The sequence below is a fragment of the Rhabdothermincola sediminis genome, from assembly GCF_014805525.1.
GTDB lineage: Bacteria > Actinomycetota > Acidimicrobiia > Acidimicrobiales > Acidimicrobilacustridaceae > Rhabdothermincola > Rhabdothermincola sediminis.
Window position 1 is genome coordinate 227,742 of record NZ_JACFSZ010000001.1, and the last position, 23,144, is coordinate 250,885.

The following is a 23,144-nucleotide window of genomic DNA, read 5'->3' on the forward strand; positions in this document are numbered from 1 at the left end:
ACGATGCGGGTTCCACCGCCGCCTAGCCTCACGCAGCGTGGTTCTGGGGCTGGGGACAGGCTGGCTCGGCGCGCTCGCGGTGGCACCGGTCTGCCTGGGTGTGGGTCTGGCGTGCGGATGGGCGCTGCGAGCACGCCGTGGCGCCGACCCGAGCCGGGCCCACCCCCCACCTGTCGACCGCCGATTCCACCTCCTCGCGGACGCCGCCCCACTGGCGATCTTCGAGCTCGACCCCACCGGTCGGGTCACCTACGCCAACCCCCAGTGGCAGCGGCTCGGCGGCGCCGGCGCCACCCCGGAGGCGGCGTCGGCGGACGTGTGGGCCGCGGTGCACCCCGACGACCGGGCGGCGATGGCCGGCCGGTGGGCCAAGGCCCTACGCGACGGGACGGCGTTCCGGGCCCGGTTCCGCATCCTGGACCCCGACGGGCACGTCTGCTGGGTGCTCGGGCAGACCTCGCCGGTCCGCCACCCGAGCGGCGTCGCCGTGGGCCACGTGGGGACCGTGCTCGAGGTCACCGACCTGGTGGAGGCCCGCCAGAACCTGCTGCGTTTCCACGCCATCATCGAGAGCACCACGGACTACGTGGGGGTGGTGGACGGCACGGGGCGCCTCGTCTACCTGAACCAGGCGGCCCGGGAGACCCTGGGGCTCGACGGCGACACGGACCTCGCCACCGTCGACGTGCGCGCCTTCTACACCTCGGAGTCGTGGCGGGTCGTGGAGTCCAGCGTGATGCCCGCGGTCTCGCGTGGCGAGGTGTGGCGCGGCGAGCTGGCGTTGCGCACCCCCGGGAGGCGTGATCCGGTGCCGGTCTCGAACGTGGTGCTCGCCCACCGTTCGCCGACCGGTGACGTGGAGTTCGTGGCTTCCATCGCCCGCGACACGAGCGAGCAGAAGCAGCTCGAGGCCCGGCTGCACCACCAGGCGGAGCACGACCAGCTCACCGGTCTCCCGAACCGGGCGCCGCTGCTCGACTGGCTGGGAGAGGCGCTGCAGGTGCCGGCAGGCGGTTCGGTGGCGGTGCTGTTCCTCGACATCGACCGATTCAAGGTGGTCAACGACAGCCTCGGTCACGAAGCGGGCGACCGGCTGCTGGTCTCGGTGGCCCGGCGGCTGGCCAGCGCCACCCGACCCCAGGACCGGGTGGCGCGCTTCGGCGGTGACGAGTTCGTCGTGGTGTGCGTCGGAGTGGCCGATCAGCACACCGCCCTCGAGTTGGCGAACCGGGTCCGGCGCGAGGTGGGCGGGCGGTTCGCGCTCGGCGACGACGAGGTGTTCGTCACGGTGTCGATCGGGGTGGCGCTCGGCTCGCCCGGTGCGTCGGCCGAAGAGTTGCTCCGCGATGCCGATGCCGCGATGTACGAAGCGAAGGCACTGGGGCGCGATCGGGTGCAGCTGTTCAACATCGACGTGCGCGAGCGGGTGGTGGAGCGCCTCGACGTGGAGCAGGCGCTGCGCTACGCGCTCGAGCGCGACGAGGTGTGCCTCGTCTACCAGCCGATCATCGACCTGGCCACCGATGAGGTGCGCGGCGCCGAAGCGCTCGTGCGCTGGCGGCACCCCGAGCGCGGGCTTCTCCTGCCGGCGCAGTTCCTGCGGGTGGCGGAGGAGACCGGCTACATCGTGGAGCTCGGTCGGTGGATTCTCACCACGGCCTGCCAGGTGGCGCGGGAGGTGCTGGTCGACCCGTCGACGGGTGAGCCGCTACCGCTGTTCGTCAACCTTTCACCGCGCCAACTCGCCGACGACCGGCTGGTGTCAACGGTGCGGGAGGTGGTGCGCGACACCGGCATCGAACCCGGCGTGCTGCACTTCGAGATCACCGAGAACGCGCTCATGGCCGACGCGGAGACCACCAGCTCGACCCTGCGGGCACTCCGGGAGCTCGGCGTTCGCCTGGCGCTCGACGACTTCGGCACCGGTCACTCGTCGCTCGCCTACCTGAAGACCTTCCCGGTGGAGGTGCTCAAGATCGACCAGACCTTCATCGAGGGCCTGGGTCGTGACGCGGGTGATCAGGCGATCACCGGGGCGATCGTGAACGTGGCCCGCATGCTCGGGCTGTCCACGGTGGCCGAAGGGGTGGAGACCGCCGATCAGGCTGCTGCGCTCGCGGCGCTGGGATGCGACCTCGGGCAGGGCTACCACTTCGCCCGGCCGATGGACGCCGCCGCGCTGGCCGAGCTGATCGGCCCGGCCGAGATCGACCTTACCGGCCCCTGAGACGACCGGCATCGGCGCTGGCGGCCAGCGGGCTGGTCACCAGCCTCGGAACTGCGGGTCTCGGCGCTCCACGAAGCTGGCCACCCCCTCCTGAGCGTCGTGGGTGCCCATGTTCAGCTCCTGGGCCACCGCTTCGTCGTCGAAGGCCGCCGCCCGGTCCGACTCCAGCGACCGGTTCACCAGCCACTTGGTGAGGGCGATCGAGCGGGTGGGTCCCGCCGCCAGCCGGCCGGCCCATTCGGTCGCCACTTCCTCGAGGCGGTCGTCGTCCACGACCAGGTTCACCAACCCGAGGGCCGCGGCCCGCTCGGCCGGCAACGAGTCGCCGAAGAACATCAGCTCCTTGGTCTCGTGCAGGCCGATCAGCCGGGGCAGCAGGTAGGCGCCGCCGCCGTCGGGCACCAGCCCCCGCCGCACGAACACCTCGATGAACCGGGCGCTGCGCGCGGCCAGCACCAGATCGCAGGCGAGGGCCATGTGCGCACCGATGCCCGCGGCGGTGCCGTTCACCGCCGCGATGACGGGCTTCTCGCAGTCGAGGATGGCGGCGATCAACCGCTGCGCCCCGATGCGCAGCATCCGGCTCACGTCACCGACCGCCCGCTCGGGCGCGCCTGCCGGCCGGGCGGGGGAGGCGGCCTGCCCACCGCCGCGGAGGTCGGCGCCCGTGCAGAAGCCCTTGCCCGTGGCGGTGAGCACCACGGCCCGAGTGGCCAGGTCGGCGCCGGCCTCGGCGAGGAGGTCGATCACCCGGTTGCGCTGATCGGGGGTGATGGCGTTGTGTGCCTCGGGGCGGTTCAGCGTGATCCAGGCCACGCCGTCCTGGCAGCGGAACAGCACCTGCTCATCGAGTGGTCGATCGTTGCTCATCGGTCTCCGTTCACGGCTCGGGGGGCGCGATGGCGAGCGAGTGTAGGGTTCCGGCCATGGCGTCACCCAGGTTCGACCTGCCCACGATCGAGAGCGACACTCGCCCGTTCTGGGACGCGGTGCGCGAGGGCAAGCTGCTGTTGCGGAGCTGCAACCGCTGCGGTGCGGTCCACTACTACCCCCGCCCCTTCTGCCCGTCGTGTTGGAGCGAGGACGTCACCTGGGTCGAGGCGAGTGGCCGGGGCACCGTGTACACGTACTCGACCGTCTACCGCAACGACCTGCCGCCGTTCAACGAGCAGCTCCCCTACGTCGTGGCCATCGTCGAGCTGGAGGAGGGGCCGCGCATGATGACCCGGCTGGTCGACACCGACGGCGTGGAGCTCGCGGTGGGCATGCCCGTGATCGCCGACTTCACCGCCCTCACGGACGACGTGTCGATCGTCGTGTTCCGCCCGGCTTGACGGGCTGGCCGTGCGCGCCCTGGTGACCGGCGCCACCGGGTTCCTCGGCAGTCATCTGGCGAGGGCGCTGGTGGAGCGAGGCGACGAGGTTCGGGTTCTGGTGCGCCCCTCGAGCGATCGCCGGCGGCTGGCGGGCCTCCCGGTCGAGGAAGCGATCGGCGACGTCACCGACCCCGGGCCCGTCGCCAGCGCGCTCGACGGCGTCGATGCGGTGTTCCACTGCGCGGCCTACGTGGAGCTCGGGGCGCGCGACCCCGGGCGGATGCAGCAGGTGAACGTCGAGGGCACGCGCCACGTGCTCGACGCGGCTGGCGCCTCCGGTGCGCTGGTGGTGCACGTCAGCTCGGTGGCCGCGCTGGGACCGACGGGACGCGACCCGGTCGACGAATCGTGGTGGAACCCGGAGGTACCGTCGGTGGCCTACGAGCGAACCAAGCGTGAGGCGCACCTGCTGGCCCGGGTCCGGGCCGAGCAGGGGGCACGGGTGCGCATCGGCATCCCCGGTGGCATCTACGGGGCCGACGACGACAGTGAGATGGCCAAGCTCATCCGCACCTTCGTGACCTATCCGACCCCGGTCGGCTACATGCCGGAGCTGGTGCAGTCGCTGGTGAACGTCGACGACTGTGCGGAGGGCCTGGTGCGGATCGCCGAGCGGGGCGAGGACGGCCGGGAGTACCTGCTCTGCGCGGACGCAGTCACGTTCCGGGAGTGGTTTCGGTTGATCGCGGCCGGTGCGGGTCGCCGCCCGCCGGTCGCCTACCTCCCGACCGGCCTGGTGCGCTGGTCCAGCTCGCCGGCCGCCACGCTGGCCCGCTGGCTGGGCGGGAACCCGGGCCTGGTCACCGACACCATCGCGCTGGCCACCCGCCACCAGGCGTTCTCGGGAGCGCGGGCCCGGGCCGAGCTGGGTTGGGAGCCGCGGCCGCTGGCGGTGGGCATGGCCGAGATGGCGGAGGTCCTCAAGCGGGAGCACGAGCGCGAGCGCGCGGCGCGTCGAGCGGCTCGCGAGCGGGCCCGCGCCGCGCGCCGCACACCCTGACCGCACCAGGGGAGCGGGTGGTGTCGCATCAGGCGCGGCGACCGAGAAGCGCCAGGAGCTTGGTCTGCAGGTCGGCGTCGTCGGGCACCGGCACCCGGGTCCCGAAGTAGCCGCTCGCCGCCAGGGCATCGGCCTGCGGTTCGACGTCCGCGTAGCAGGCCTCGACCAGTCTGGGGTCGATGCGGGTGTCCTGCCCGGTGGCCCTCGCCACGTCCCAACCGTGCACCACCACGTCGACCAGGCGGTGCCCGGCGAACACCGCGCCGGGAACCGGACCGTAGGAGACCGCCACCGGGCGTTCCATGGCGCCAGGCTCTCGGAACGCCGCGGCCGCTTCCGCTGCTGAGCGGTCGTAGGCCCCGAGGGGGTCGTCGCCGAGCTGGTCCCCGTCGAAGCGCGAGCCGACCTCCTCGATGGTCTGGCCGTCCACCAGGGGCCGGACCCAGAGGTTCTCGGCCACGATGTGGTTCACGAGCTGCCGCACGTCCCACTCCGTGCAGGGCGTGGGGTCGTGCCAGCGCTGATCGCCGATGCCGGCGATCAGCGCTCGGGTGTGCTCGAGGGCCTGGGTGTGCAGCTCGGGTAGGTCTTCGACCATGGCGGTCTCCTTCCGTGGTCCCGGCTCCCCCTCTGGACGCCGGGCGGCGCCAGCGCCGTCCCGAGCGTGCCACACGACACAGCAGATCGCCGCGGTCACCCGTGCCTACCTACTGGTCGGTAGGGTAAGTTCAGCCGTGCCGGGCGCGGGCCGATGGTTCGCAGGTTCGGTGGCCCCCCAGAGAAGGACCGGATGCATCCGATGGAGACCCTCCCCCCGTCCCCTGCCGTCGACGACCTAGCGACCACGACCGTCGCCCCGGCTTCGCGCCGCTTCCGCCGCACGGCCTACGAACGGCCCGCCGACGAGCGAGTGAACAAGGTCGCCTCCATCCCGTTCGCGCTGATCCACGTGCTGGCGATCGCCGGCGTCGTGGTGTTCGGGGTGACGCCGAAGGCCTTGGCGCTGTTCGTCACCTTGTACGTGGCCCGGATCTGGTTCATCACCGCGGGTTACCACCGCTACTTCTCCCACCGCAGCTTCCGCACCAACCGCGTGTTCCAGTTCGTACTGGCGTTCGGCGGGGCGTCGGCGGCGCAGAAGGGGCCGCTGTGGTGGGCGTCGCATCATCGTGAGCACCACCGCTACTCCGACAGCGAGCAGGACGTGCACTCCCCGCTGCGCGGCTTCTGGTGGAGCCACGTCGGGTGGATCCTGTGCGACAAGTACAAGGACACCAAGACCGACCGCATCCGCGACTTCGCCAAGTACCCGGAGCTGCGCTTCCTCGATCGCCACGACTGGATCCCGCCCTGGACGCTGGGCATCGCGTCGTACCTCATCGCCGGCTGGCCCGGTCTGTTCACCGGGTTCTTCCTATCGACGGTGGTGCTCTGGCACAACACGTTCATGATCAACTCGGTGGCCCACGTCTTCGGCCGCCGCCGGTACGCCACCGAGGACACCAGCCGCAACAACCTCCTGCTGGCGCTCACCACCTTCGGCGAGGGTTGGCACAACAACCACCACTACTTCCAGGCCTCGGCCCGCAACGGTTTCTTCTGGTGGGAGGTGGACATCACCTACTACGTGTTGCGGATGCTGAGTTGGGTCGGGTTGGTGCGAGACCTCAAGGTCCCGAGCGAGCACGTGCTCTACAGCAACTGGGTGAAGGACGGCTCGTTCGACATCGGCATGTTCCGCTCCAACTGGGCCAAGGCCGCCGCCGCGGTGTCGAACACCCAGGCCGCCCTCGGCACGCGGGTGCGCAAGCGCACGGCGATGGCCGGCGAGGCGCTCTCCCACGGGCGGGAGGCGGCCGCGGCGTCGGTGCAGGCGAAGAAGCAGGCGCTGGAGGACTTCGTCCACGGTTCGCTGCAATCCGCGGAGGAGCTGGCCCGCCTCACCCGGCGCAGCCAGCGCGAGCTCGGTCTCACCGAGAGCTGACCGGGATAGGGTCAGCGTGGTGAGCGAGCCACGCTGGGCTGTCTCTGAGCGAGCACGTCGGGGCTACGACCGGGCGATCGACGTGCTGGAGCGGGCGGTGCCGCTGGCTCGGGCCGCGCTCACGATCGTGCAGGCGTGCGCGGCGGTCGTGGCCCTCTCGGCGGTGGCCGTGGTCGTGGTGGTCGTGGCCCATGATCCTCCCGGCACGTGGCAGACGTGGTTGGCCACGGCGTTGCTGGTGATGGTGCTCGCCATCGCGCCGCTCGTGTTGTGGTTCTTTGCCGCCCTGTTGCGCGAGGTGCTGGCGCTCCCGGCGCAGCTGCGGGCGCTGCCCGATGTGGGCTCCCGCTACGCCCGGGAGCTGGCGATGCTGGTGAGCGAGGCCGCAGGCCCGGGTGGGAGGGTGCGGCTGCGGAGCCTTCCCGGTGACTCGGTTCGCCTGGCCCGCCTGCTACTGCGGCTGCGCGACGACCTCCCGGCTTCGGGGGCGCTGCTGGCGTTGGTGCGGGTGCCGATGCTGGTGGCGGTCGCGGCCGCGTTCGTCGTCGGCGTGCTCCAGGTGCTTCTGGCGCCGGTGATCGTGCTGTCGATCCTCGCTGCCCGCACGCTCTGACAGGCGGCTCCGCACCGGCGGTGCTCGATCGGCGCGCTCGATCGGGACTCGCCGTCGTGGCGGCGGGCGGCCGAGCGCGGGTCAGTCTCGGAGGGCGCGGAGCTTCTCGGGACGGTGGATGGCGTTGACGAGCCGCACGGTGCCCGACTTGGAGCGCATGACCAGCGACTGGGTGGTGGCTGTGCCTCTGCTGAACCGGACGCCTCGCAGCAGGTCGCCGTCGGTGATACCGGTGGCGGCGAAGAAGCAGTTGTCGCCCGCCACCAGGTCGTCGGTGTCGAGCACCGCGTCGAGGTCGTAGCCGGCGTCGATGGCGGCCTCGCGCTCCTCGTCGTTCCGGGGCCACAGCCGCCCCTGGAGCTGGCCTCCCATGCACTTGAGGGCGGCGGCGGCGATGACCCCCTCGGGGGTGCCGCCGATGCCGAAGAGGATGTCGGCGCCGGAGTCGGGCCAGGCCGTCGAGATGGCCCCGGCCACATCGCCGTCGGGGATCAGGCGGATGCGGGCCCCGGTGGCGCGGACCTCGGCGATGAGGTCGTCGTGGCGGTCACGCTCGAGGATCACCGCGGTCACCTCTCGGACCGTCACCCCCTTGGCGTCGGCCACCGCCTCGAGGTTCTCGGTAGGAGACTTGGTGATGTCGATGACGCCCTTGCATTCGGGGCCGACCGCGATCTTCTCCATGTAGACGCAGGGCCCGGGGTTGAACATCGTGTCCCGCTCGGAGAGCGCGATGACCGACAAGGCGTTGCCTCGCCCCTTCGAGGTGAGGGTGGTGCCGTCGATGGGGTCGACGGCGATGTCGCACGCCGGAGGGGTGCCGTCGCCGATGCGCTCGCCGTTGTAGAGCATGGGCGCTTCGTCCTTCTCGCCCTCGCCGATCACGACCACCCCATCCATGGGCACGGTGCCGAGTACGAGGCGCATGGCGTCGACCGCCGCGGCGTCCGCTCCTTCCTTGTCGCCCGCCCCCACCCAGCGGGCGGCGGCCAGCGCCGCGGCCTCGGTGACCCGGATCAGCTCGAGGGCGATGTTGCGATCAGGAGCGTCTGCAGTCATGGCGGGTGACCCTAGTCCGCCCACCGTCGGTGCCAGGACGCCGGGGTGACGGGTTCGCTCCCTCGCGGACACAGGTCTGGACCACCCGGCGCCAACCAGCACTCGCAGAGCGGATGGGCCACTCATCGGGGCCCGCCCAGCTCCTCATCGTCGATGCCTGCACGCTCCGAGGGGATCTCCAGTCGGGGAGGCGGTGCCTCGAGCCTGAGATACTGGTCACATGTCCCGGCAGGAGTGGCAGCAGGCCTTCGAGGCGTCGCCGATCCGTGACGCGGACTTCGAGACGCTCTCGGGCCTCCCGCTGGCCCCGGTGTACGGCCCCGCCGACGGGGAGTTCCCGGGCCAGTTCCCCTACACCCGAGGCCCCTATGCCTCGATGTACCGGTCGAAGTTGTGGACCATGCGGATGTTCGCCGGGTTCGGCACCGCCACCGACACCAATCGCCGCTTCCGTGACTTGCTGGCTGCCGGGGGCACCGGGCTGTCGACCGCCTTCGACCTGCCGACGCTCATGGGCCGGGACTCCGACGATCCCCTCTCGGAGGGGGAGGTCGGCAAGTGCGGGGTGGCGGTCGACACGTTGGCCGACATGGAAGACCTCTTCGCCGGTATCGACCTCGGCGCGGTGACCACCTCGATGACCATCAACTCCCCGGCGGCGGTGATCTTCGCCATGTACATCGCCACCGCGGAGGGCAACGGCGTTCCCCGGCGCCGTCTCGGCGGCACCCTGCAGAACGACATCTTGAAGGAGTACCAGGCGCAGAAGGAGTTCGTGTTCCCGCCCCGGCCGTCGATGCGGCTGGTGCGCGACACCGTGGCCTTCTGCGCGGCCGAGATGCCCCGCTGGCACCCCATCTCGATCTCCGGGTACCACATCCGCGAAGCGGGCTCGACCGCCGCGCAGGAGCTGGCATTCACCCTCGCCAACGGCTTCGCCTACGTGGAGCTGGCTCGGCAGGCCGGCCTCGACACCGACGCGTTCGCGCCCCGCCTCAGCTTCTTCTTCAACGCCCACATCGACTTCTTCGAGGAGATCGCCAAGTACCGCGCCGCCCGGCGTCTGTGGGCCACCTGGATGCGTGACCGCTACGGCGCGAGCGACCCCCGATCCATGATGCTGCGCTTCCACACCCAGACCGCCGGGGTGTCGCTCACCGCGCAGCAGCCCGAGCTGAACATCGCTCGTACCGCGATCGAAGCCCTCGCCGGGGTGCTGGGTGGCACCCAGAGCCTGCACACCAACTCCATGGACGAGGCGCTGGCGCTGCCCACCGACAAGGCGGCTCGCATCGCCCTGCGAACCCAGCAGGTGATCGCGCACGAGACTGGCGTGGCACACGTCGCCGACCCGCTCGGTGGCTCGTGGTTCGTCGAGGAGCTGACCGACGAGCTGCAGCGGCGAGCCGAGACGATCTTCGACCACCTGCTCGACCTCGGCGGGGGTTCGATGCTCGAGGGGGTCTACGCGGGCATCGACGAAGGCTGGTTCCAGGGCGAGATCGCCGACGCCGCGTACGAGCTCGAGAAGAAGGTGGTGGCCGGCCGGCGGGTGATCGTCGGGGTGAACGACTTCGTCGACGGCGACGAGGAGCCCCTCGAGATCCTGCGCATCACCGCCGAGCACGAAGCGGCTCAGGTGCAGCGCCTGCGGGAGGTCAAGCGCCGCCGCGACGCGCTGGCGGTGAGCGCCGCGCTCGGGCAGGTCGAGGCCGTCGCGGCCGACCCCGAAGCCAACCTCATGCCGGCGCTGATCGACGCGGTGCGGACGTACGCCACGCTGGGCGAGATCATGGACACCCTGGCGAGGGTGTTCGGCCGTCACGTGGAAACCCCCCGCCTCTGACCCGGTCCAGCCCGCGAGCGGTGGCGCTCGGTCTGATCACCTGTTCGCTCATCGCGAGAACCCCGTCGGGAGGTCGGTGGGGCGCCCAAGGTTTCGACCACCGGGTGCTCACCACGGCGATCCAAAAGAGCTCGACGCACGGTGTCGATGACGCAAACCCCACGTCGAGGAGCGTTCACCGTCGCCTCGTACGGTGCGACGACGAGCGGCTCGGGGCCGCTCGTTCGGGGAAGCGCTGACAGGGAGAGTTGAATCCCGGAAGTGGTGTAGCGGCCGTAGGTCCGCCTGACGCGACGATCACCGCGTCAGCCTTTGCAGTCGACCCGCGGTCGAACCCGGTCAAGCGCACCTCGCTCGGTCGGATCAAGCATGAGGGGGCGCTTTTCGCCGAGGTGAGGGGGCATGCGGTCATCTACAGCGGTGACGAGGAGACCGGTGAGTACTTCTACAAGTTCGTGAGCCGCCCGGGCCGTGGCGGGACATCGTGAACGTCCAGCACGACTGGTGAGTCGACGACCTTGTGGGGGGAACTCGACGCCCGGGAACCCGCGTGCGGTGTCGAACTGGCCGGACTTCAGCCCCACCGGCCGGCCCCGCTCGGCAACCGTGGTGATCCGCAAGAGCGACGGCGGGGTCATCGGCACCTGATCCGTTCTGCATCCTCCGGCGCTCCCGCTCGGGTCCCCCCGGTCGGGCTCCTCTCGGGCTGCCCCGGTCGTGTGCAAGGCTGTCCGCCGTGACCACCAAGTGGTGCCAGAACTGCGGCAGCGAGTACATCGCCTCGGTCGAGCGGTGCCCCGACTGCGATCTGCCGCTGGTGGCCAAGGATCCCGAAGCCGACGACCCCGAGGTCGCAGGCGACCGCGCCGGCCAAGTGGAGTACGAGCTGCACGAGTGGGCCGTCGAGTCGCGGGTGATGCTCGAACAGCTCCTCGAGGGCGCCGGCATCCCCCGTGCGTGGGAGGGCACCGATCTGGTCGTGCCGGCGGTGTGCGAGGCGCAGGTGGACGAGCTCATCGAGCAGGTGCAGGTCACCACCCTCCCGTCGCTCGACGCGGACGCCCCCAAGGTGGTCTACGACCTCACCGACTGGTCGGAACAAGACGTCACCCGTCTGGCCGAAGCACTCGACACGCTGGTGGTGCCCTACGAGTTCGACATCGAAGGGAACCTGGTGGTGCTGGAGGTCGACGAGCAGCGCGTGGAGGACCTGCTCGACTCCATCGAGTACCCGGACGCCCTCAAGCCGGACGTCGACGTCGACGACAGCTACGACGGCGTCGACGTGATCGAGCTGCTCGGCGATCTCTTCGTCGCCACCGACCGCCTCCAGCACCACGCCCGCGACCACGAGGGGGTGCTGGCGTTCGTGAACGCGGCACCGGCGGTGGTCGGCCTCGACGTGCCGTTCGGCTTCGCACCGGCGGCGTGGAAGGACATCACCGGGCAGGTCGAGCGCCTGCGCGACGGCCTGGAGAGCGACACGATGTCCGATGAGGAGATCGAGCAGCACGCGGCCGAGCTGCGCGGCGTGCTGCGTAACTACGTGTGACGCCTGCCGGTGGGTAGGCGGGGCTCGTGGCCGGCCGCGGGCCGTTAGCGTGGAACCGTGGGCGTGCTGGCCGAGCTGGAGCTGTTCCACTCGCGACCCATCGCGCCCACCCGACGGGTGGCGCTCGGCCACCGGAACCTGCCGGTCGAGCCACCGCCGGGCTTCGGTGGGGTGCTGCTCGGCGGCGTGGTCGCGGCCCACATCGCCCAGCTCGACCCGGACCTGCACCCGGACCTGCTGCGGCTCACCATCCAGCTCGAGGAGGGCCGCCGGATCCCCCAGCCCCGCCTGCGGTACCGCCTCCAGACCGATCGGGTGGGGTTGAGCCGCACCCGGTTCCGGCTCGTCGGCCACGGGGACGACTGGGTCTTCGACTTCGAGCAGGGCTGCACGGCCGCCCAAGCGGTGCTGGGCGCGGTCTACGCGGCCGGCGCCATCCCGCCGCCGGTGCGCCACGTGGTGATGGCCACCTTGCGGCGAGGCATGCGCTGGGCCGGCCCGCTCGGTGCGGAGCTCATCGCTCACCTCGCCGGCTACGGCGCCGCGCACCCCGTCGCCGCGTTCGGTGACCCCGTGGCCTGGGCGCTCGGGGTGCTGGGCTTCGAACCGGTCCACCGCAACGGTGAAGCCGCTGCGGCCGGGGGCCGGAACGGCGCAAGGGGGGCAGCGAGCACGAACGGCGCGAGCAGTACGAGCGCGATCGTGGTTCCGCCCCGGGTGGAGATCCAGCGCCGCTTCCGTGACCGGCTCCGGCAGGTGCACCCCGACCACGGGGGCGAGACCGCCGAGGCGGCCCGGCGCATCGCCGAGCTGGCCGAAGCCCGACGCATCCTGATCGGCCGATGAGCCCACGGCCTCGCAGCAGCGCCCCCGGGGCGCTGCTGCTCACCCCGGGAGCGGGCGCGGATCGCGACCACCACACACTCGTCGCGGTCGCCGACGCAGTCGCGCCCCTGCCGGTCGCCCGCATCGACTTCCCCTACCGCCGGGAGGGCCGGCGAGCGCCGGACCGGGCACCGAAGGCCATCGCCTGCATCCGCGAGGAAGCCGCCGCGCTGGTGAGCGAGGCCGGCATCGCACCCGACCGGCTCGTGCTGGGGGGTCGCTCGTACGGGGGTCGCATGTGCTCGCTGGCCGTGGCCGAAGGGCTCCCCGCAGCCGGTCTGGTGTTGCTCAGCTACCCGCTGCACCCGCCGGGCAAGCCCGATCAGCTCCGCACCGAGCACTTCGGGTCGCTGGAGCTGCCCTGCCTGTTCGTGAGCGGCGACCGCGACCCGTTCGGCTCGCCGGAGGAGTTCGCCGACGCCATCGCCGAGATCCCTGGCCCGGTCACCCAGGTCTGGGTCAGCGGCGGCCACGATCCCCGCAAACAGGACGAGGCCATCGCGGATGCCGTCCGCACCTGGCTGGCGTCGCTCTAGCGCGTCGACCAGGTGGTGACGCTGGTGGTGCCGCCGGTCGCCTCCAGCGCGGCCTGGTACACGGGGCTCTGGCGTATGGCTCGGGACACGACGAGCTTCACGTCCGGGTCAGTGCGCGCCGCCCTCACCAGGTCGGTGAGCGAGCCGTGCTGCCAGTCGATGGCGGCTGCGGCTTCACGGGTGATGTTGACCTGCGTGACCGGGAACGGCTCGGGATCGTCGTTGACCGAGGGCATCGGCTCCTGGCAGATGTCGTAGGACTGCAGCTCGCTCCAGCGGGCGAACACGTCCGGGGTGATCAGCGCCGCCAGGTCCCAGAACCCCTGCACGTACTGCTCGTCGGTGTACTCGCCCACCGGCTCCACGTACATGGCCAGGTGGGTGCCCGTGGGCGACGGGGTGTAGCTGCCCTTCGAGAGGTCGATGAGCTGCCCCCGGGTGAGGCGCAGCCCCATAGTGGCCAGCGCCGGGTCGTAGAGGCGGCGCAGGGCGGCCACGTCGTCGGGAGGGAGCGGTTGGCTGCCGTCGATGGGAGGTAGCAGGGCGGCGGCACCCGCGGGGATGGTCGTCGAGGCGGTGCTGGCGGAGTCGCCGTCGCCTCCGCATCCGCCGGCGAGCGCCGCGAGGCCGGCCGCGGCCGCCATGGCAATCGCCCGGAGCGGGAGGCGGGCCGTCACGCCAGGATCTCGACCCGGATGCCGTAGGGATCCTGGATCGAGGCCACCAGCTTGTCGATGTCCTCGTTGCGGAGGCGGATGCAGCCGTTGCTGACCCGCTGGCCGATCTTGTCGGGCTCGTTGGTCCCGTGGATGCCGAGCTGGCCCTGGCCGCCGTTGAAGCTGGTGAGCACCTCCGAGAAGCCCGAGAGGCCGAACGCGTAGGTGCCGTACACCCCGTTCGGGTTCGGTGGCTTGAGCAGCTCGGTCGTGTAGTAGACGCCACCGGGCGTGGGCCGGTTCTCGCGGGCCACGCCGATCTCGGTGTCGAGCAGCACCTGATCGCCCGCGTACGCCTTGAGGTTGAAGCCGTTGAGATCGACCACGATCCGGTAGTTGTTGCCCTCGAGGCGGACGTCGGAGCGCTTCACCCACCCCTTCGAGCCGTTGGGTCGGATGGGCAGCAACACCTCCATCCAGTCGCAGTTGTCGGTCGGCTCGTTCGTCACCAGGAACACCATCGGGACCTCGATGGGCGGGTCGGTGTCGGTCTTGCGGGGCACCTCGAAGGTCTGCGACGGCGTGGTCGCGCCCGGTGCGGGGTAGACGTTGATGGACCCGGTGGTGTTCGCGTAGGCGACGTGGTTCGCGTACCCGTCGAGGCGTGGATCGCAGCTGGCGCTGGTCGCCGTCGTGGTGGTGGTGGTGGTCGGCTCGGCTTCCTCGACGGTGGTGGTCGAGCCCTTGCTGCACGCGGCCAGGAGCACGACCAGTGTGAGCAGGAGCGCGCCGAACCGGGCGGGGGAGGTGCGAGCCGGTGATCGCGACGGTCGGAGGGCGGGTGGGTGCACGAGGGATGATCCTACCGGCCCGGGCCGGGCTCACCGGGTCGCGGAGGGTAGCGCTCGGCGACGCTGTCCACGTCGAGCCCCTCGAGCGCCAGCAGATCCCGAGAGAGCGGCGCATCCTCGGGGTTGAGCTCCTCGAGCTCCATCGACGCCGTCTCGGGATAGAGGAACAGCACGAGGGCGACCACCACCACGGGGGCGATCGCCAGGACCAGCATGGCGTCCGACAGCGTGCCCAGCCGGTCCGAGAGCACCCCCGCCAGGTACAGGCCCGCAGCGCTACCGATCACGGAGAACAGGTTGATGATCCCGTTCGCCCGACCGCGGGCGTTGGTCGCGAACAGCTCCGGCCCGTACACCGCCAGCGCCGGGATGGCCATGGCCCCGAGCACCGCCGCGAGCACCGACCACAGCCAGATCGTCCAGCCCCGGTCGAGGTACATGAGCACGGTGAAGCCGACCCCCGCCGCCAGCCCGAACGCCCCGATCAGCCGCCGACCGCGGGCGTCGGCCAGGCGGCCTCCGGCGACGATGCCCAACCCGCCGGGGGTGTTGGTGAGGATGTTGAACGCGATCAGCCCCACGGCGCTGAATCCCCGGTCGGTGCGCAGGTACTCGTTCTGGAACCCGGAGGCGGGGGCCACGAACACCGCGAGGAACAGGCCGGACGCGGCCAGCAGGGCCAGCCGCCCGCGCGGCAGCCGCGGGCGGCGGTCTGCCGGGAGGCGATCCGGACGCTGCTCGCGCAGGGTGAACCGGCGGGTCTCGGGGAGGTGGCGGGCAACCCAGCGCAGGGGCAGCAGCGCCGCCAGCGGCACGACGTACAGGGCGCGCCAGGCTGCCTCGCTGAGATCGGCCACCCACAGCAGCGCCACTGCGGCGCCCGCGCCTAGTGCGCCAGCCATGGTCAACACCGACACTGCGTACGCGCGGGAGCCCGCCGGGGTCTCCTCCACCGCGATGATGCTGAACACCAGGGCCATGGCGGTGGAGAAGGCCCGGGCGACGGTCTGGCTGGCGCCGAGCCAGATCAGTCCGGGGGCGAGGGCGCCGGTGGCGGTGGCGATGCAACCGGCGACCGACGCGGCCAGCAGCACCCGGCGCCGCCCCCGGCGGTCCGCGATCGCGGCCACCACCAGCGCGCCCAGCGCGCCGATCCGCACCACCGACAAAGTGGCGCCGATGGCCGCGTCGGAGGCGCCGAAGTCCTGCTTGAAGAAGGTGTTGGTCTGGCTGAGCAGCGTGCCCAGGTAGCCGGCGACGAGCGCGACGACGCTCAGCAGGCCGAGTACCCTCGCCGCCCGCCGGTCGAGGCGCTGGGGCGGCGCCCACCACGGCGCCCTCTCACCACCCGGGTCGGTGCCCCGCCGCAGATGGCGGCGCAGCAGGCCGTGGAACAGGAAGGACCACACCGGGATCGCCAGCCGGAACTCGAACCGCTCGGTGACCGTGATCGGGCTGGCCGGGGCTGCGCCCACCCCGCGCTCGATCTCCACGGTGCGGCGCCACACGCTGAAGGGCCCGTCGTCGAGCTCGAACGCCCGGTCGGCGATGCGGCGCTCCCGCACGAGGTCATCGCGGGGCTCGAGGATCTTGTGGAGTTGGCGCTCGGTGACCGCGCGCTTCGCTACGACCTGGTGCACGCCGCCGCGAGCATACTGACCACCGTGGACCGCATCGCCGTACGCCAGTCGGGCCCCTTGGAGGGCACGGTCCCCATCAGCGGCGCCAAGAACTCGGTGCTCAAGTTGATGGCCGCGACCGCGCTGGCCCCGGGCGAGTTCCTCCTCCACAACGTGCCCGACATCGCGGACGTGACGTGGATGGGGGAGCTGCTCACCACCATGGGCATGACCGTCGAGCGCCCGGCCCCCGGCGACCTGCGGATCATCCACGACGGCACCCTGGTGCCGGAGGCCCCCTACGAGCTGGTCGAGCGCATGCGGGCCTCGATCGTGGTGCTCGGGCCGCTGCTCGCTCGCTACGGGCGGGCCCGGGTGGCCCTGCCCGGTGGCGACGACTTCGGCCCCCGACCCATCGACATGCACCTGCGGGGCCTGGAGGAGCTCGGCGCCAGCTTCGAGTTCGCCCACGGCTACATCGAGGCTCGGGCCGACCAGCTCATCGGCGCGAGGGTGCTGCTCGAGTTCCCGAGCGTGGGTGCCACCGAGAACGTGCTCCTGGCCGCGGTGCTGGCGAAGGGTACGACCGTCATCGACAACGCGGCCCGCGAGCCGGAGATCGCGGACCTCGCCAGCTTCCTCAACCGCATGGGCGCCCGGGTGCTGGGTGCCGGGAGCTCGACCATCCAGGTCGACGGCGTCGAGCAGCTCGCTCCCGTGGAGCACACCGTCATCCCGGACCGGGTCGAAGCGGCGACCTTCCTGGCCGCGCTCGGCGTGGCCGGCGGGGAGCTCCTCCTGGCCGGTGCCCGGCACGACCATATGGACATGTACGTCGCCAAGCTGGGTGAGATGGGCATGCGCATCTCTCCCGATAGCGAGGGGATCTGGGCGATGTCGGCGCGCCGGCTGCGTGCCGTCGACGTCTCGACCTTGCCGTACCCGGGTCTGGCCACGGACTACAAGCCGCTGTTCGTGGCCATGCTCGCCACGGCCGACGGGGTGGGCATCGTGACCGAGAACCTGTTCGCTGGTCGGTTCCGTTACGTCGACGAGCTGGTCCGGATGGGCGCCGACATCCGCACCGAGGGCCACCACGCGGTGGTGCGGGGTCGGCCGTTGCTGTCGGGCGCTCCGGTGCGGGCCCCGGACATCCGGGCCGGCGCAGCCCTGGTGGTCGCGGCGCTCAAGGCCGAAGGGGAGACCATCGTGGGTGACGCCCATCACATCGGTCGGGGCTACGAGCGTTTCGTGGAGAAGCTCCGGGCCGTCGGCGCCGACGTCCGGGCGTGCTGATCGGGGCCGGCGGAACACACCCGGCGGTGGCGGTGTTGGCAGAGATGGTCCCCCGCGAGGCAGCCTGAAGGAGCCATGCGCGCCCAGATCGAGCAGGTCATCGAAGCCATCCGCCCGGCCATCCAGGCCGACAACGGCGACATCTTCCTGCGCGACGTCGACGAGGAGACCGGTGTGGTGTCGGTCGAGCTGGTCGGCGCCTGCGTCTCGTGCCCCGCGTCGACGGTCACGCTCAAAGCGGGCATCGAGCGCATCCTGAAGGACCGGGTTCCCGGGGTCACCGAGGTGATCGACGTGGGCCAGGCGGCCACTGAGCTCGGCGAGCGACCGGTCAGCCTCTGACCCCGGTCGCGGCGTCACTACGCTTCGCCTCCGTGCCCCGCCCACGAGTCATCGACCCGGCCGAGCTGCTGGCCCGTGCCCGGGGTGGTGATCGTTCGGCGCTCGCCCGCCTGCTGTCGATCGTGGAGGAAGGCGGGGCGAAGGCCCACGAGGTCGGCCGGCTTGCCCACCCGCTAGGTGGCTCGGCCATCACCGTCGGGATCACCGGGTCGCCCGGTGCAGGCAAATCCACGCTCACCAGCGCGCTGGTGTCCCGGATCCGGGCGGCCGGGGAGCGGGTCGCGGTGCTGGCCGTGGACCCGTCGTCACCGTTCACCGGCGGCGCGATCCTCGGAGACCGGGTGCGGATGGGTGACCATGCGCTCGACGACGGGGTGTTCATCCGTTCCATGGCCACCCGCGGTCACCTCGGTGGGTTGGCGCTCGCCACCCCCCAGGCGGTGCGGGTGCTCGACGCCACCGGCTGGCCGTGGGTGGTCATCGAGACGGTGGGGGTGGGGCAGGTCGAGGTGGAGGTGGCCAGCGAGACCGACACCACGGTGGTGGTCCTCAACCCCGGTTGGGGTGACGCGGTGCAGGCCAACAAGGCGGGCTTGATGGAGGTCGCGGACGTTTTCGTGATCAACAAGGCCGACCGCTCGGGTGTGGCCGACACCCGGCGCGACCTCCAGCAGATGCTCGAGCTCTCATCCCCAGACGGCTGGTCGCCGCCGATCATCGACACCGTCGCCATCACGGGCGAAGGGGTCGACGAGCTGTGGCGCGCGCTGGGCGAGCATCGGGACTGGCTGGCCCGCAGCGGTCGGCGGCACCGGCGCCTCACCGAGCGGGCTTCGCGCGAGCTGCACGCCGTCGTCGCCGCCCGGCTGGCCGAGCAGGCGGAGCAGCTCGGGAGCGACGCGCTGTTCGATGAGCTCGTCGGGGCGGTCGTGGCCCGGGAGCTCGACCCGTGGACCGCCGCCGATCGGCTGCTGGCGTCGGGAGCCTGAGCGTCAGCTCTCGCGGCCGACGAGCGCGTCGCGGATCTGGGTGAGGAGCTGCACCTCGGTCTCGGCCAGCTCCTGCTCCTCTTCCTCGGCCTTCGATCGCAGCTTCTGCAGCGTGCTCAGGCCCTTGACCACGAGGAACACGGCCACCGCCACGATCAGGAAGTTGATGACCGCGTTGATGAACGCCCCGTAGCCGATATCGGTGTCTCGGATCCGGATCGACAGCGCGCCGAAGTCCGGCTGGTCGACGAGCGCTGCCACCAGCTGCATCAGGATGCCCTGGGCGAACGCGTTGACCACCTGGGTGAAGGCGGCCCCGACCACCACTGCCACCGCGAGATCGACGACGTTCCCCCGGGCGATGAATTCCTTGAACTCCTTGAACACGGCCCTCTCCTCTCTCTTCCGGACGTATGAGGGTCGCCCCGCAGTCTGGCCGCCGGCGGGGCGCGGCGGGCGAGCCGGGCAAGCCGTGGGGGCGAGGGCAGTACGGTGACGGCCATGACCGACGCTGCTCTCGTCCACCTCGACAGGCGCCCCGACGGCGTGGCGGTGATCCGCCTCGACAACGGTAAGGTGAACTCGCTGTCCACCGCCCTGCTCGGGAAGCTGCGGGCGGTGATAGCCGAGCTGGAGGCGGACCTGCCGGGCGCGGTGGTGGTCACGGGCAACGATCGGATGTTCGCGGCGGGCGCCGACATCTCCGAGTTCGGCGGCCCAGAGGAGGCCCGCGCGATCGGCGCCGCGTTCCTCGACGCCCTGAACGCGCTGGCAGACCTGCCCCGGGTGACCATCGCCGCCATCGCCGGCTACGCCCTCGGCGGTGGTTGCGAGCTGGCCCTGGCCTGTGACCTGCGATTCGCGGCCGAGAGCGCCCGGTTGGGGCAACCGGAGATCCTCCTCGGCATCATCCCCGGCGGGGGAGGGACCCAACGGCTGGCCCGGCTCGTCGGCCCGTCGCGAGCCAAGGACCTCATCTTCACGGGGCGGCACGTGCCGGCGGAGGAAGCCCTCGCCATGGGCCTGGTCGATCGGGTCGTGCCCGCCGGGGAGCTGCTCGAGACCACCCTCGGGTACGCGGCCGAGCTGGCCCGGGGGCCCGTGGTGGCGCACGGCTTGGCCAAGCGGGCCATCGACCGCGGCCTCGACATCACCCTCGACGGCGGGTTGCAGCTCGAGCAACAGCTGTTCGTCGAGGTGTTCACCACCGAGGACAGCCGCATCGGGGTGGCCAGCTTCCGGGAGCACGGCCCGGGCAAGGCGACCTTCACCGGGCGCTGAGCGCGGCCGTTCATCCGGCTCCCTCGACCCCGATTCGTCGCCGGCGCCGGTAGCGTCGAGATCGTGACCACAGGGATCGTCACCTGCTACCGGCACCACTACCGGCGCGCCGGCGTGACCTGCCAGCGGTGCGCCCGGCCGATCTGCCCGAGCTGCATGGTGCCGGCCTCGGTCGGCTTCCACTGCCCCGAGTGCGCCCGGGCCGGTGCGCAGCAGGTCCACACGATGCGCAGCCTCCGCGCCCCCTCCGGCGGGCCAGTCGTCACCCAGGTGCTCATCGCCCTCAACGCCGTGGTGTTCCTCGCCGATCTCGTGGTGGGAGGCGCGGCGTCGCTGTGGGCGTCTTCCTACAGTCGCATCAGCGAGTGGGGGTTGCTGGTCGGCGCTGCACTCGGCAGCAACGGGCAGCCGATCGGGGTCGCCGACGGCCAGTCGTGGCGGATCGTCACCAGCGGCTTCCTCCACGCCGGGCTGGTCCACATCGGCATGAACATGCTCGTGCTGTGGATCCTCGGCTCCCAGTTCGAACCGGCACTGGGCAGGGCCAGGTTCCTGGCCCTGTACCTCACCAGCCTCGTCGCGGGCGCGTTCGGCGTCCTGCTGGTCTCGCCGACCTCACCCACGGTCGGCGCCTCCGGCGCCATCTTCGGCCTGCTGGGTGCGGCGTTCGCGGCGCAACGGGCACGGGGCATCGATCCGTGGCGGTCGGGCCTCGGCGGCCTGCTCATCTTGAACCTGGTGATCACCTTCGCGGTGCCCGGCATCTCGGTCGGGGGGCACGTCGGTGGCTTGGTCGGCGGGCTTCTGGCGGGGTTCGTGGTCTTCCGGCTCGACGAGCGCACGCGCTCCGCGGTCCCGGCCGTGCTCGCGTGCGCGGCGATCACCGCGGTGCTGTGGGTCGGGTGCCTGTGGGCCGCCAGCCACTGGGCCGATCCGGTGCTCGGGTTCCTGCCGTCGCGCTAGCGCTCGACGCGCTCAGCCTTCGACCAGCCGTTTCAGGTTGCGCAGGTTGCGGGCCCAGATCAGCCGCAGCACCTCACCCCCGAGCACCGCCCCGAGCGCACCCCCGAACCACCACGGGAAGCTCAGGTCCTCGCGCCAGGTGAACCGGGTCCGACCCCCGGGCAGGCTGCGCAGCGTGAACCGCCCTCGGCCGGTGACCACCCCCACGTGCGCGACGCCCATGGCCCGCCCCGGTCGCCACTCGGTCACCTCCATGCGGTCGACGAGCCGGAACGGCCCGACCCGCGTATCGCAGTCGAACGTGGTCCCGACCCCCCGCCGACGGGCCGAGGTGAACCGGATCGCCTCGGCGTCGGCCATCCACTCGACGTGCGAGCCGATGTCCTCGATCGCCCGCCACACCACCCGCCGCGGCGCATCGATGGTGACGGCGACACGGATGGCGGGCACCCGCCCATGGTAGGGAGGCCCCCGATCGAGCGTCGCCGGGCGGCGCCGGCACCCTCGCAGCCTGCTCGGTGGCTAGCATCGCCGCCGAGCACCCGCCGGCGAGCAGCGATGCTCGCCGGCGCTCTGACAGGAGGACGAGCGGTGGCGAAGTTCGATCTGGCGGAGTTGGCGGCGCCGGCACTGGCTCGTGGTGAGGAGATCCTGGCCACCGTGCGGGTCAACTGGAACGGGATGGTCCCGCCGGCCCAGGTCACCACCGGCGCCGGGCTCGCCGGCCTGGGTCAGGCCGCCGAGCCACCGAGCCCCGATCAGCTCGTGGTGTTCCCTTCGGCCAAGCAGATGGCGCTGGTGCTCACCGGTGGCCGGATCCTGGCCTGGAGCCTCGGGCTGACCGGCAAACCGAAGCAGTACCTGGGCGAGGTCCCGTTGAGCGCCATCGCCGAGGTCCAGCTGGGGCAGGTGCGCTTCGGTGGTCTGATCCGGGTGGTCATGCGCTCGACGGCCCAGGTCGACCTGGAGGTCATGCGCGGCGAGGACGGCGAGGGGTTCTTCGGCCAGCTCCACCATCTCGTCGACGGCTCGTAGGGCCGGCAGCGGGCGTGGCCCCTCCTGAACCCGGTCAGCCGGTTCGGCGGGCGGCCGCGAGCTCGGGTGCGGCCTGCTCCGGGGCCACGATGTTGATCATCACCCCCGTGCCCTCCTCGAAGCCGGCCTGGCTGGTGATGTGCGGCAGGACGTGCACGTGCCAGTGGTACAGCCCCCGATCGTGGTGCGGCGCGGTGTGGAACACGAGGTTGTAGGCCACGTCGCCCACCACCAAGTCGAGCTTGGCCAGCGCGTCCCGCAACGCCCGCCCGACCGCCACCAGGTCCGCGGGTGACGAGTGCGCCAGGTGCGGCTCGTGTCGGCGCGGCAGCACCAGCATCTCGTAGGGCACACCGCTCCAGTACGGGCAGACCACCACCAGCCGGTCGGTGGCAGCGACGATCCGGTGGTGCTCGTGTTCCTCCACGGCGATCGTCTCGCACACCAGGCAGGTGCCGTGATGCGCGGCGAAGCCGGCGAAGTGCTCCTGCTCGGCGGCGAGCTCGTCGGGCACGAAGGGGATGCCGAGGAGCTGCCCGTGGGGGTGCTCGAGCGAGGCACCCGCCTCTCGCCCGTGGTTGACGATGGTCTGCGTGTAGCGGATGTCCGAGAGGCGGGCATGGTCCTCGAGGCGGTCCCGGATCGCGGCCATGACCAGCCCGGCCTGCTTGTCGCTCAGCGCCCCCCAGCCGGCGTGATGGTCCGGCGAGAGTACGAGCACCTCGTGGATGCCCACCGCTGGTGCCTCGGTGAAGATCGGCCCCAGCTCGGTCACGGTGAACGGGCCCCGGCCGCTGAACGCCGGGTAGAGGTTGGGCACCACCCGCACCGACCACTGGCCGTCGCGACCGTAGGTCTCGAGCGCGGGCGCGGTCGCTTCCTCGTTGCCGGGGCAGAACGGGCAGGGCCGGTCGTCGGAGGCCTGGACGGGGAGCCGCCGCGGGGCGAAGCCACCCGGACGAGCTGCCCGCCCGACGGCGACGGTCACCCAGCGCCCGTTGAGTGGGTTGAGCCTGAGCTGGCTCACGGCTGGC

General features: G+C 71.6%; 25 protein-coding genes and 1 pseudogene. 17 read left to right on the forward strand and 9 right to left on the reverse strand.

Translation table 11 applies throughout. From position 1 onward, the window contains the following. Positions 1–37: 37 nt before the first annotated feature. Positions 38–2,227 (forward strand): putative bifunctional diguanylate cyclase/phosphodiesterase, encoded by a 2,190-nt coding sequence (locus HZF19_RS01210; protein ID WP_208026897.1) that lies wholly within the window; start codon positions 38–40, stop codon positions 2,225–2,227. 36 nt (positions 2,228–2,263) lie between these two features. Here HZF19_RS01210 and HZF19_RS01215 read toward each other — a convergent pair whose 3' ends face one another. Further along, a complete protein-coding gene (locus HZF19_RS01215; RefSeq protein WP_208026898.1) occupies positions 2,264–3,097 on the reverse strand; it encodes an enoyl-CoA hydratase/isomerase family protein in 834 nt (277 codons plus the stop codon). A 56-nt stretch (positions 3,098–3,153) separates the two neighbouring features. Here HZF19_RS01215 and HZF19_RS01220 point away from each other — a divergent pair, with 56 nt between their 5' ends. Both HZF19_RS01220 and HZF19_RS01225 read left to right on the forward strand, forming a co-directional pair. Further along, positions 3,154–3,561, forward strand: coding sequence for a Zn-ribbon domain-containing OB-fold protein (locus tag HZF19_RS01220; RefSeq protein WP_208026899.1), 408 nt, complete (start codon positions 3,154–3,156; stop codon positions 3,559–3,561). A gap of 10 nt (positions 3,562–3,571) precedes the next feature. Continuing rightward, entirely contained in the window at positions 3,572–4,603 is a 1,032-nt protein-coding gene (locus tag HZF19_RS01225) for an NAD-dependent epimerase/dehydratase family protein (protein ID WP_208026900.1), read from the forward strand. A 28-nt stretch (positions 4,604–4,631) separates the two neighbouring features. Here HZF19_RS01225 and HZF19_RS01230 read toward each other — a convergent pair whose 3' ends face one another. Further along, positions 4,632–5,201: a TIGR03086 family metal-binding protein gene (locus HZF19_RS01230; RefSeq protein ID WP_208026901.1), complete on the reverse strand. Its 570-nt coding sequence runs from the start codon at positions 5,199–5,201 to the stop codon at positions 4,632–4,634. 201 nt (positions 5,202–5,402) lie between these two features. On the opposite strand from HZF19_RS01230, the gene HZF19_RS01235 reads away from it, so the two are divergent. Continuing rightward, positions 5,403–6,587: an acyl-CoA desaturase gene (locus HZF19_RS01235; RefSeq protein WP_208026902.1), complete on the forward strand. Its 1,185-nt coding sequence runs from the start codon at positions 5,403–5,405 to the stop codon at positions 6,585–6,587. A 19-nt stretch (positions 6,588–6,606) separates the two neighbouring features. After that, positions 6,607–7,200, forward strand: a complete 594-nt coding sequence (locus HZF19_RS01240) for a hypothetical protein (protein ID WP_208026903.1) — start codon at positions 6,607–6,609, stop codon at positions 7,198–7,200. Between the two features lie 81 nt (positions 7,201–7,281). On the opposite strand, the gene glpX is transcribed toward HZF19_RS01240, so the two are convergent. After that, positions 7,282–8,259, reverse strand: coding sequence for a class II fructose-bisphosphatase (glpX, locus tag HZF19_RS01245; protein ID WP_208026904.1), 978 nt, complete (start codon positions 8,257–8,259; stop codon positions 7,282–7,284). Positions 8,260–8,479: 220 nt separating this feature from the next. On the opposite strand from glpX, the gene HZF19_RS01250 reads away from it, so the two are divergent. From HZF19_RS01250 to HZF19_RS01270, 6 genes and pseudogenes are all read left to right on the forward strand, one after another. Continuing rightward, positions 8,480–10,105, forward strand: a complete 1,626-nt coding sequence (locus HZF19_RS01250; protein WP_208026905.1) for an acyl-CoA mutase large subunit family protein — start codon at positions 8,480–8,482, stop codon at positions 10,103–10,105. Positions 10,106–10,353: 248 nt separating this feature from the next. After that, complete coding sequence (locus tag HZF19_RS01255; protein ID WP_208026906.1) at positions 10,354–10,593, forward strand: alkaline phosphatase PhoX; 240 nt, start codon at positions 10,354–10,356, stop codon at positions 10,591–10,593. Positions 10,594–10,642: 49 nt separating this feature from the next. Then, positions 10,643–10,753 (forward strand): annotated as a pseudogene (locus HZF19_RS17350) (alkaline phosphatase PhoX); the annotation flags it as partial. Positions 10,754–10,841: 88 nt separating this feature from the next. Continuing rightward, positions 10,842–11,657: a hypothetical protein gene (locus HZF19_RS01260; protein WP_208026907.1), complete on the forward strand. Its 816-nt coding sequence runs from the start codon at positions 10,842–10,844 to the stop codon at positions 11,655–11,657. A 57-nt stretch (positions 11,658–11,714) separates the two neighbouring features. Beyond that, positions 11,715–12,503, forward strand: a complete 789-nt coding sequence (locus tag HZF19_RS01265; RefSeq protein ID WP_208026908.1) for a J domain-containing protein — start codon at positions 11,715–11,717, stop codon at positions 12,501–12,503. Next, entirely contained in the window at positions 12,500–13,078 is a 579-nt protein-coding gene (locus tag HZF19_RS01270; protein ID WP_208026909.1) for an alpha/beta hydrolase family protein, read from the forward strand. The genes HZF19_RS01265 and HZF19_RS01270 overlap by 4 nt, the downstream gene beginning before the upstream one ends. Here HZF19_RS01270 and HZF19_RS01275 read toward each other — a convergent pair. From HZF19_RS01275 to HZF19_RS01285, 3 genes are read right to left on the reverse strand one after another with little or no spacing between them, the layout of a single operon-like run. Continuing rightward, entirely contained in the window at positions 13,075–13,755 is a 681-nt protein-coding gene (locus HZF19_RS01275; protein ID WP_208026910.1) for a hypothetical protein, read from the reverse strand. The genes HZF19_RS01270 and HZF19_RS01275 overlap by 4 nt on opposite strands. Further along, a complete protein-coding gene (locus HZF19_RS17030) occupies positions 13,752–14,585 on the reverse strand; it encodes a L,D-transpeptidase (protein ID WP_208026911.1) in 834 nt (277 codons plus the stop codon). Before HZF19_RS17030 ends, HZF19_RS01275 begins: the two co-directional genes overlap by 4 nt. An 11-nt stretch (positions 14,586–14,596) precedes the next feature. After that, positions 14,597–16,225, reverse strand: coding sequence for an MFS transporter (locus HZF19_RS01285; RefSeq protein WP_307781108.1), 1,629 nt, complete (start codon positions 16,223–16,225; stop codon positions 14,597–14,599). 24 nt (positions 16,226–16,249) lie between these two features. Between HZF19_RS01285 and murA the strand changes: the two genes are divergently transcribed. The 3 genes from murA to meaB all read left to right on the forward strand — a co-directional run bounded on the left by murA (position 16,250) and on the right by meaB (position 18,831). Then, positions 16,250–17,500 carry a UDP-N-acetylglucosamine 1-carboxyvinyltransferase gene (murA, locus tag HZF19_RS01290; RefSeq protein ID WP_307781110.1) on the forward strand — a complete coding sequence of 417 codons (1,251 nt, stop codon included), beginning with the start codon at positions 16,250–16,252 and terminating at the stop codon, positions 17,498–17,500. A 75-nt stretch (positions 17,501–17,575) separates the two neighbouring features. Continuing rightward, entirely contained in the window at positions 17,576–17,842 is a 267-nt protein-coding gene (locus HZF19_RS01295) for a NifU family protein (protein ID WP_208026914.1), read from the forward strand. Positions 17,843–17,874: 32 nt separating this feature from the next. Continuing rightward, complete coding sequence (meaB, locus tag HZF19_RS01300; protein ID WP_208026915.1) at positions 17,875–18,831, forward strand: methylmalonyl Co-A mutase-associated GTPase MeaB; 957 nt, start codon at positions 17,875–17,877, stop codon at positions 18,829–18,831. A gap of 3 nt (positions 18,832–18,834) precedes the next feature. On the opposite strand, the gene mscL is transcribed toward meaB, so the two are convergent. Then, entirely contained in the window at positions 18,835–19,218 is a 384-nt protein-coding gene (gene mscL / locus HZF19_RS01305; protein ID WP_208026916.1) for a large conductance mechanosensitive channel protein MscL, read from the reverse strand. Positions 19,219–19,332: 114 nt separating this feature from the next. Between mscL and HZF19_RS01310 the strand changes: the two genes are divergently transcribed. Both HZF19_RS01310 and HZF19_RS01315 read left to right on the forward strand, forming a co-directional pair. Beyond that, positions 19,333–20,112, forward strand: coding sequence for an enoyl-CoA hydratase/isomerase family protein (locus HZF19_RS01310; protein ID WP_208026917.1), 780 nt, complete (start codon positions 19,333–19,335; stop codon positions 20,110–20,112). 63 nt (positions 20,113–20,175) lie between these two features. Then, positions 20,176–21,075, forward strand: a complete 900-nt coding sequence (locus HZF19_RS01315; protein ID WP_208026918.1) for a rhomboid family intramembrane serine protease — start codon at positions 20,176–20,178, stop codon at positions 21,073–21,075. A 12-nt stretch (positions 21,076–21,087) separates the two neighbouring features. On the opposite strand, the gene HZF19_RS01320 is transcribed toward HZF19_RS01315, so the two are convergent. Further along, positions 21,088–21,525 (reverse strand): SRPBCC family protein, encoded by a 438-nt coding sequence (locus HZF19_RS01320; protein ID WP_208026919.1) that lies wholly within the window; start codon positions 21,523–21,525, stop codon positions 21,088–21,090. 141 nt (positions 21,526–21,666) lie between these two features. Here HZF19_RS01320 and HZF19_RS01325 point away from each other — a divergent pair, with 141 nt between their 5' ends. Then, a complete protein-coding gene (locus tag HZF19_RS01325) occupies positions 21,667–22,110 on the forward strand; it encodes a hypothetical protein (protein WP_208026920.1) in 444 nt (147 codons plus the stop codon). Between the two features lie 34 nt (positions 22,111–22,144). Here HZF19_RS01325 and galT read toward each other — a convergent pair whose 3' ends face one another. Continuing rightward, positions 22,145–23,137, reverse strand: coding sequence for a galactose-1-phosphate uridylyltransferase (galT, locus tag HZF19_RS01330; RefSeq protein ID WP_208026921.1), 993 nt, complete (start codon positions 23,135–23,137; stop codon positions 22,145–22,147). Between the last annotated feature and the right edge of the window lie 7 nt (positions 23,138–23,144).

Coding starts and splice junctions, on each gene's coding strand:
- glpX (WP_208026904.1), bottom strand. CDS start 8,259: ATGACTGCAGACGCTCCTGATCGCAACATCGCCCTCGAGCTGATCCGG.
- HZF19_RS01230 (WP_208026901.1), bottom strand. CDS start 5,201: ATGGTCGAAGACCTACCCGAGCTGCACACCCAGGCCCTCGAGCACACC.
- HZF19_RS01220 (WP_208026899.1), top strand. CDS start 3,154: ATGGCGTCACCCAGGTTCGACCTGCCCACGATCGAGAGCGACACTCGC.
- HZF19_RS01235 (WP_208026902.1), top strand. CDS start 5,403: ATGGAGACCCTCCCCCCGTCCCCTGCCGTCGACGACCTAGCGACCACG.
- HZF19_RS01270 (WP_208026909.1), top strand. CDS start 12,500: ATGAGCCCACGGCCTCGCAGCAGCGCCCCCGGGGCGCTGCTGCTCACC.
- HZF19_RS01310 (WP_208026917.1), top strand. CDS start 19,333: ATGACCGACGCTGCTCTCGTCCACCTCGACAGGCGCCCCGACGGCGTG.
- HZF19_RS01295 (WP_208026914.1), top strand. CDS start 17,576: ATGCGCGCCCAGATCGAGCAGGTCATCGAAGCCATCCGCCCGGCCATC.
- HZF19_RS01250 (WP_208026905.1), top strand. CDS start 8,480: ATGTCCCGGCAGGAGTGGCAGCAGGCCTTCGAGGCGTCGCCGATCCGT.
- HZF19_RS01215 (WP_208026898.1), bottom strand. CDS start 3,097: ATGAGCAACGATCGACCACTCGATGAGCAGGTGCTGTTCCGCTGCCAG.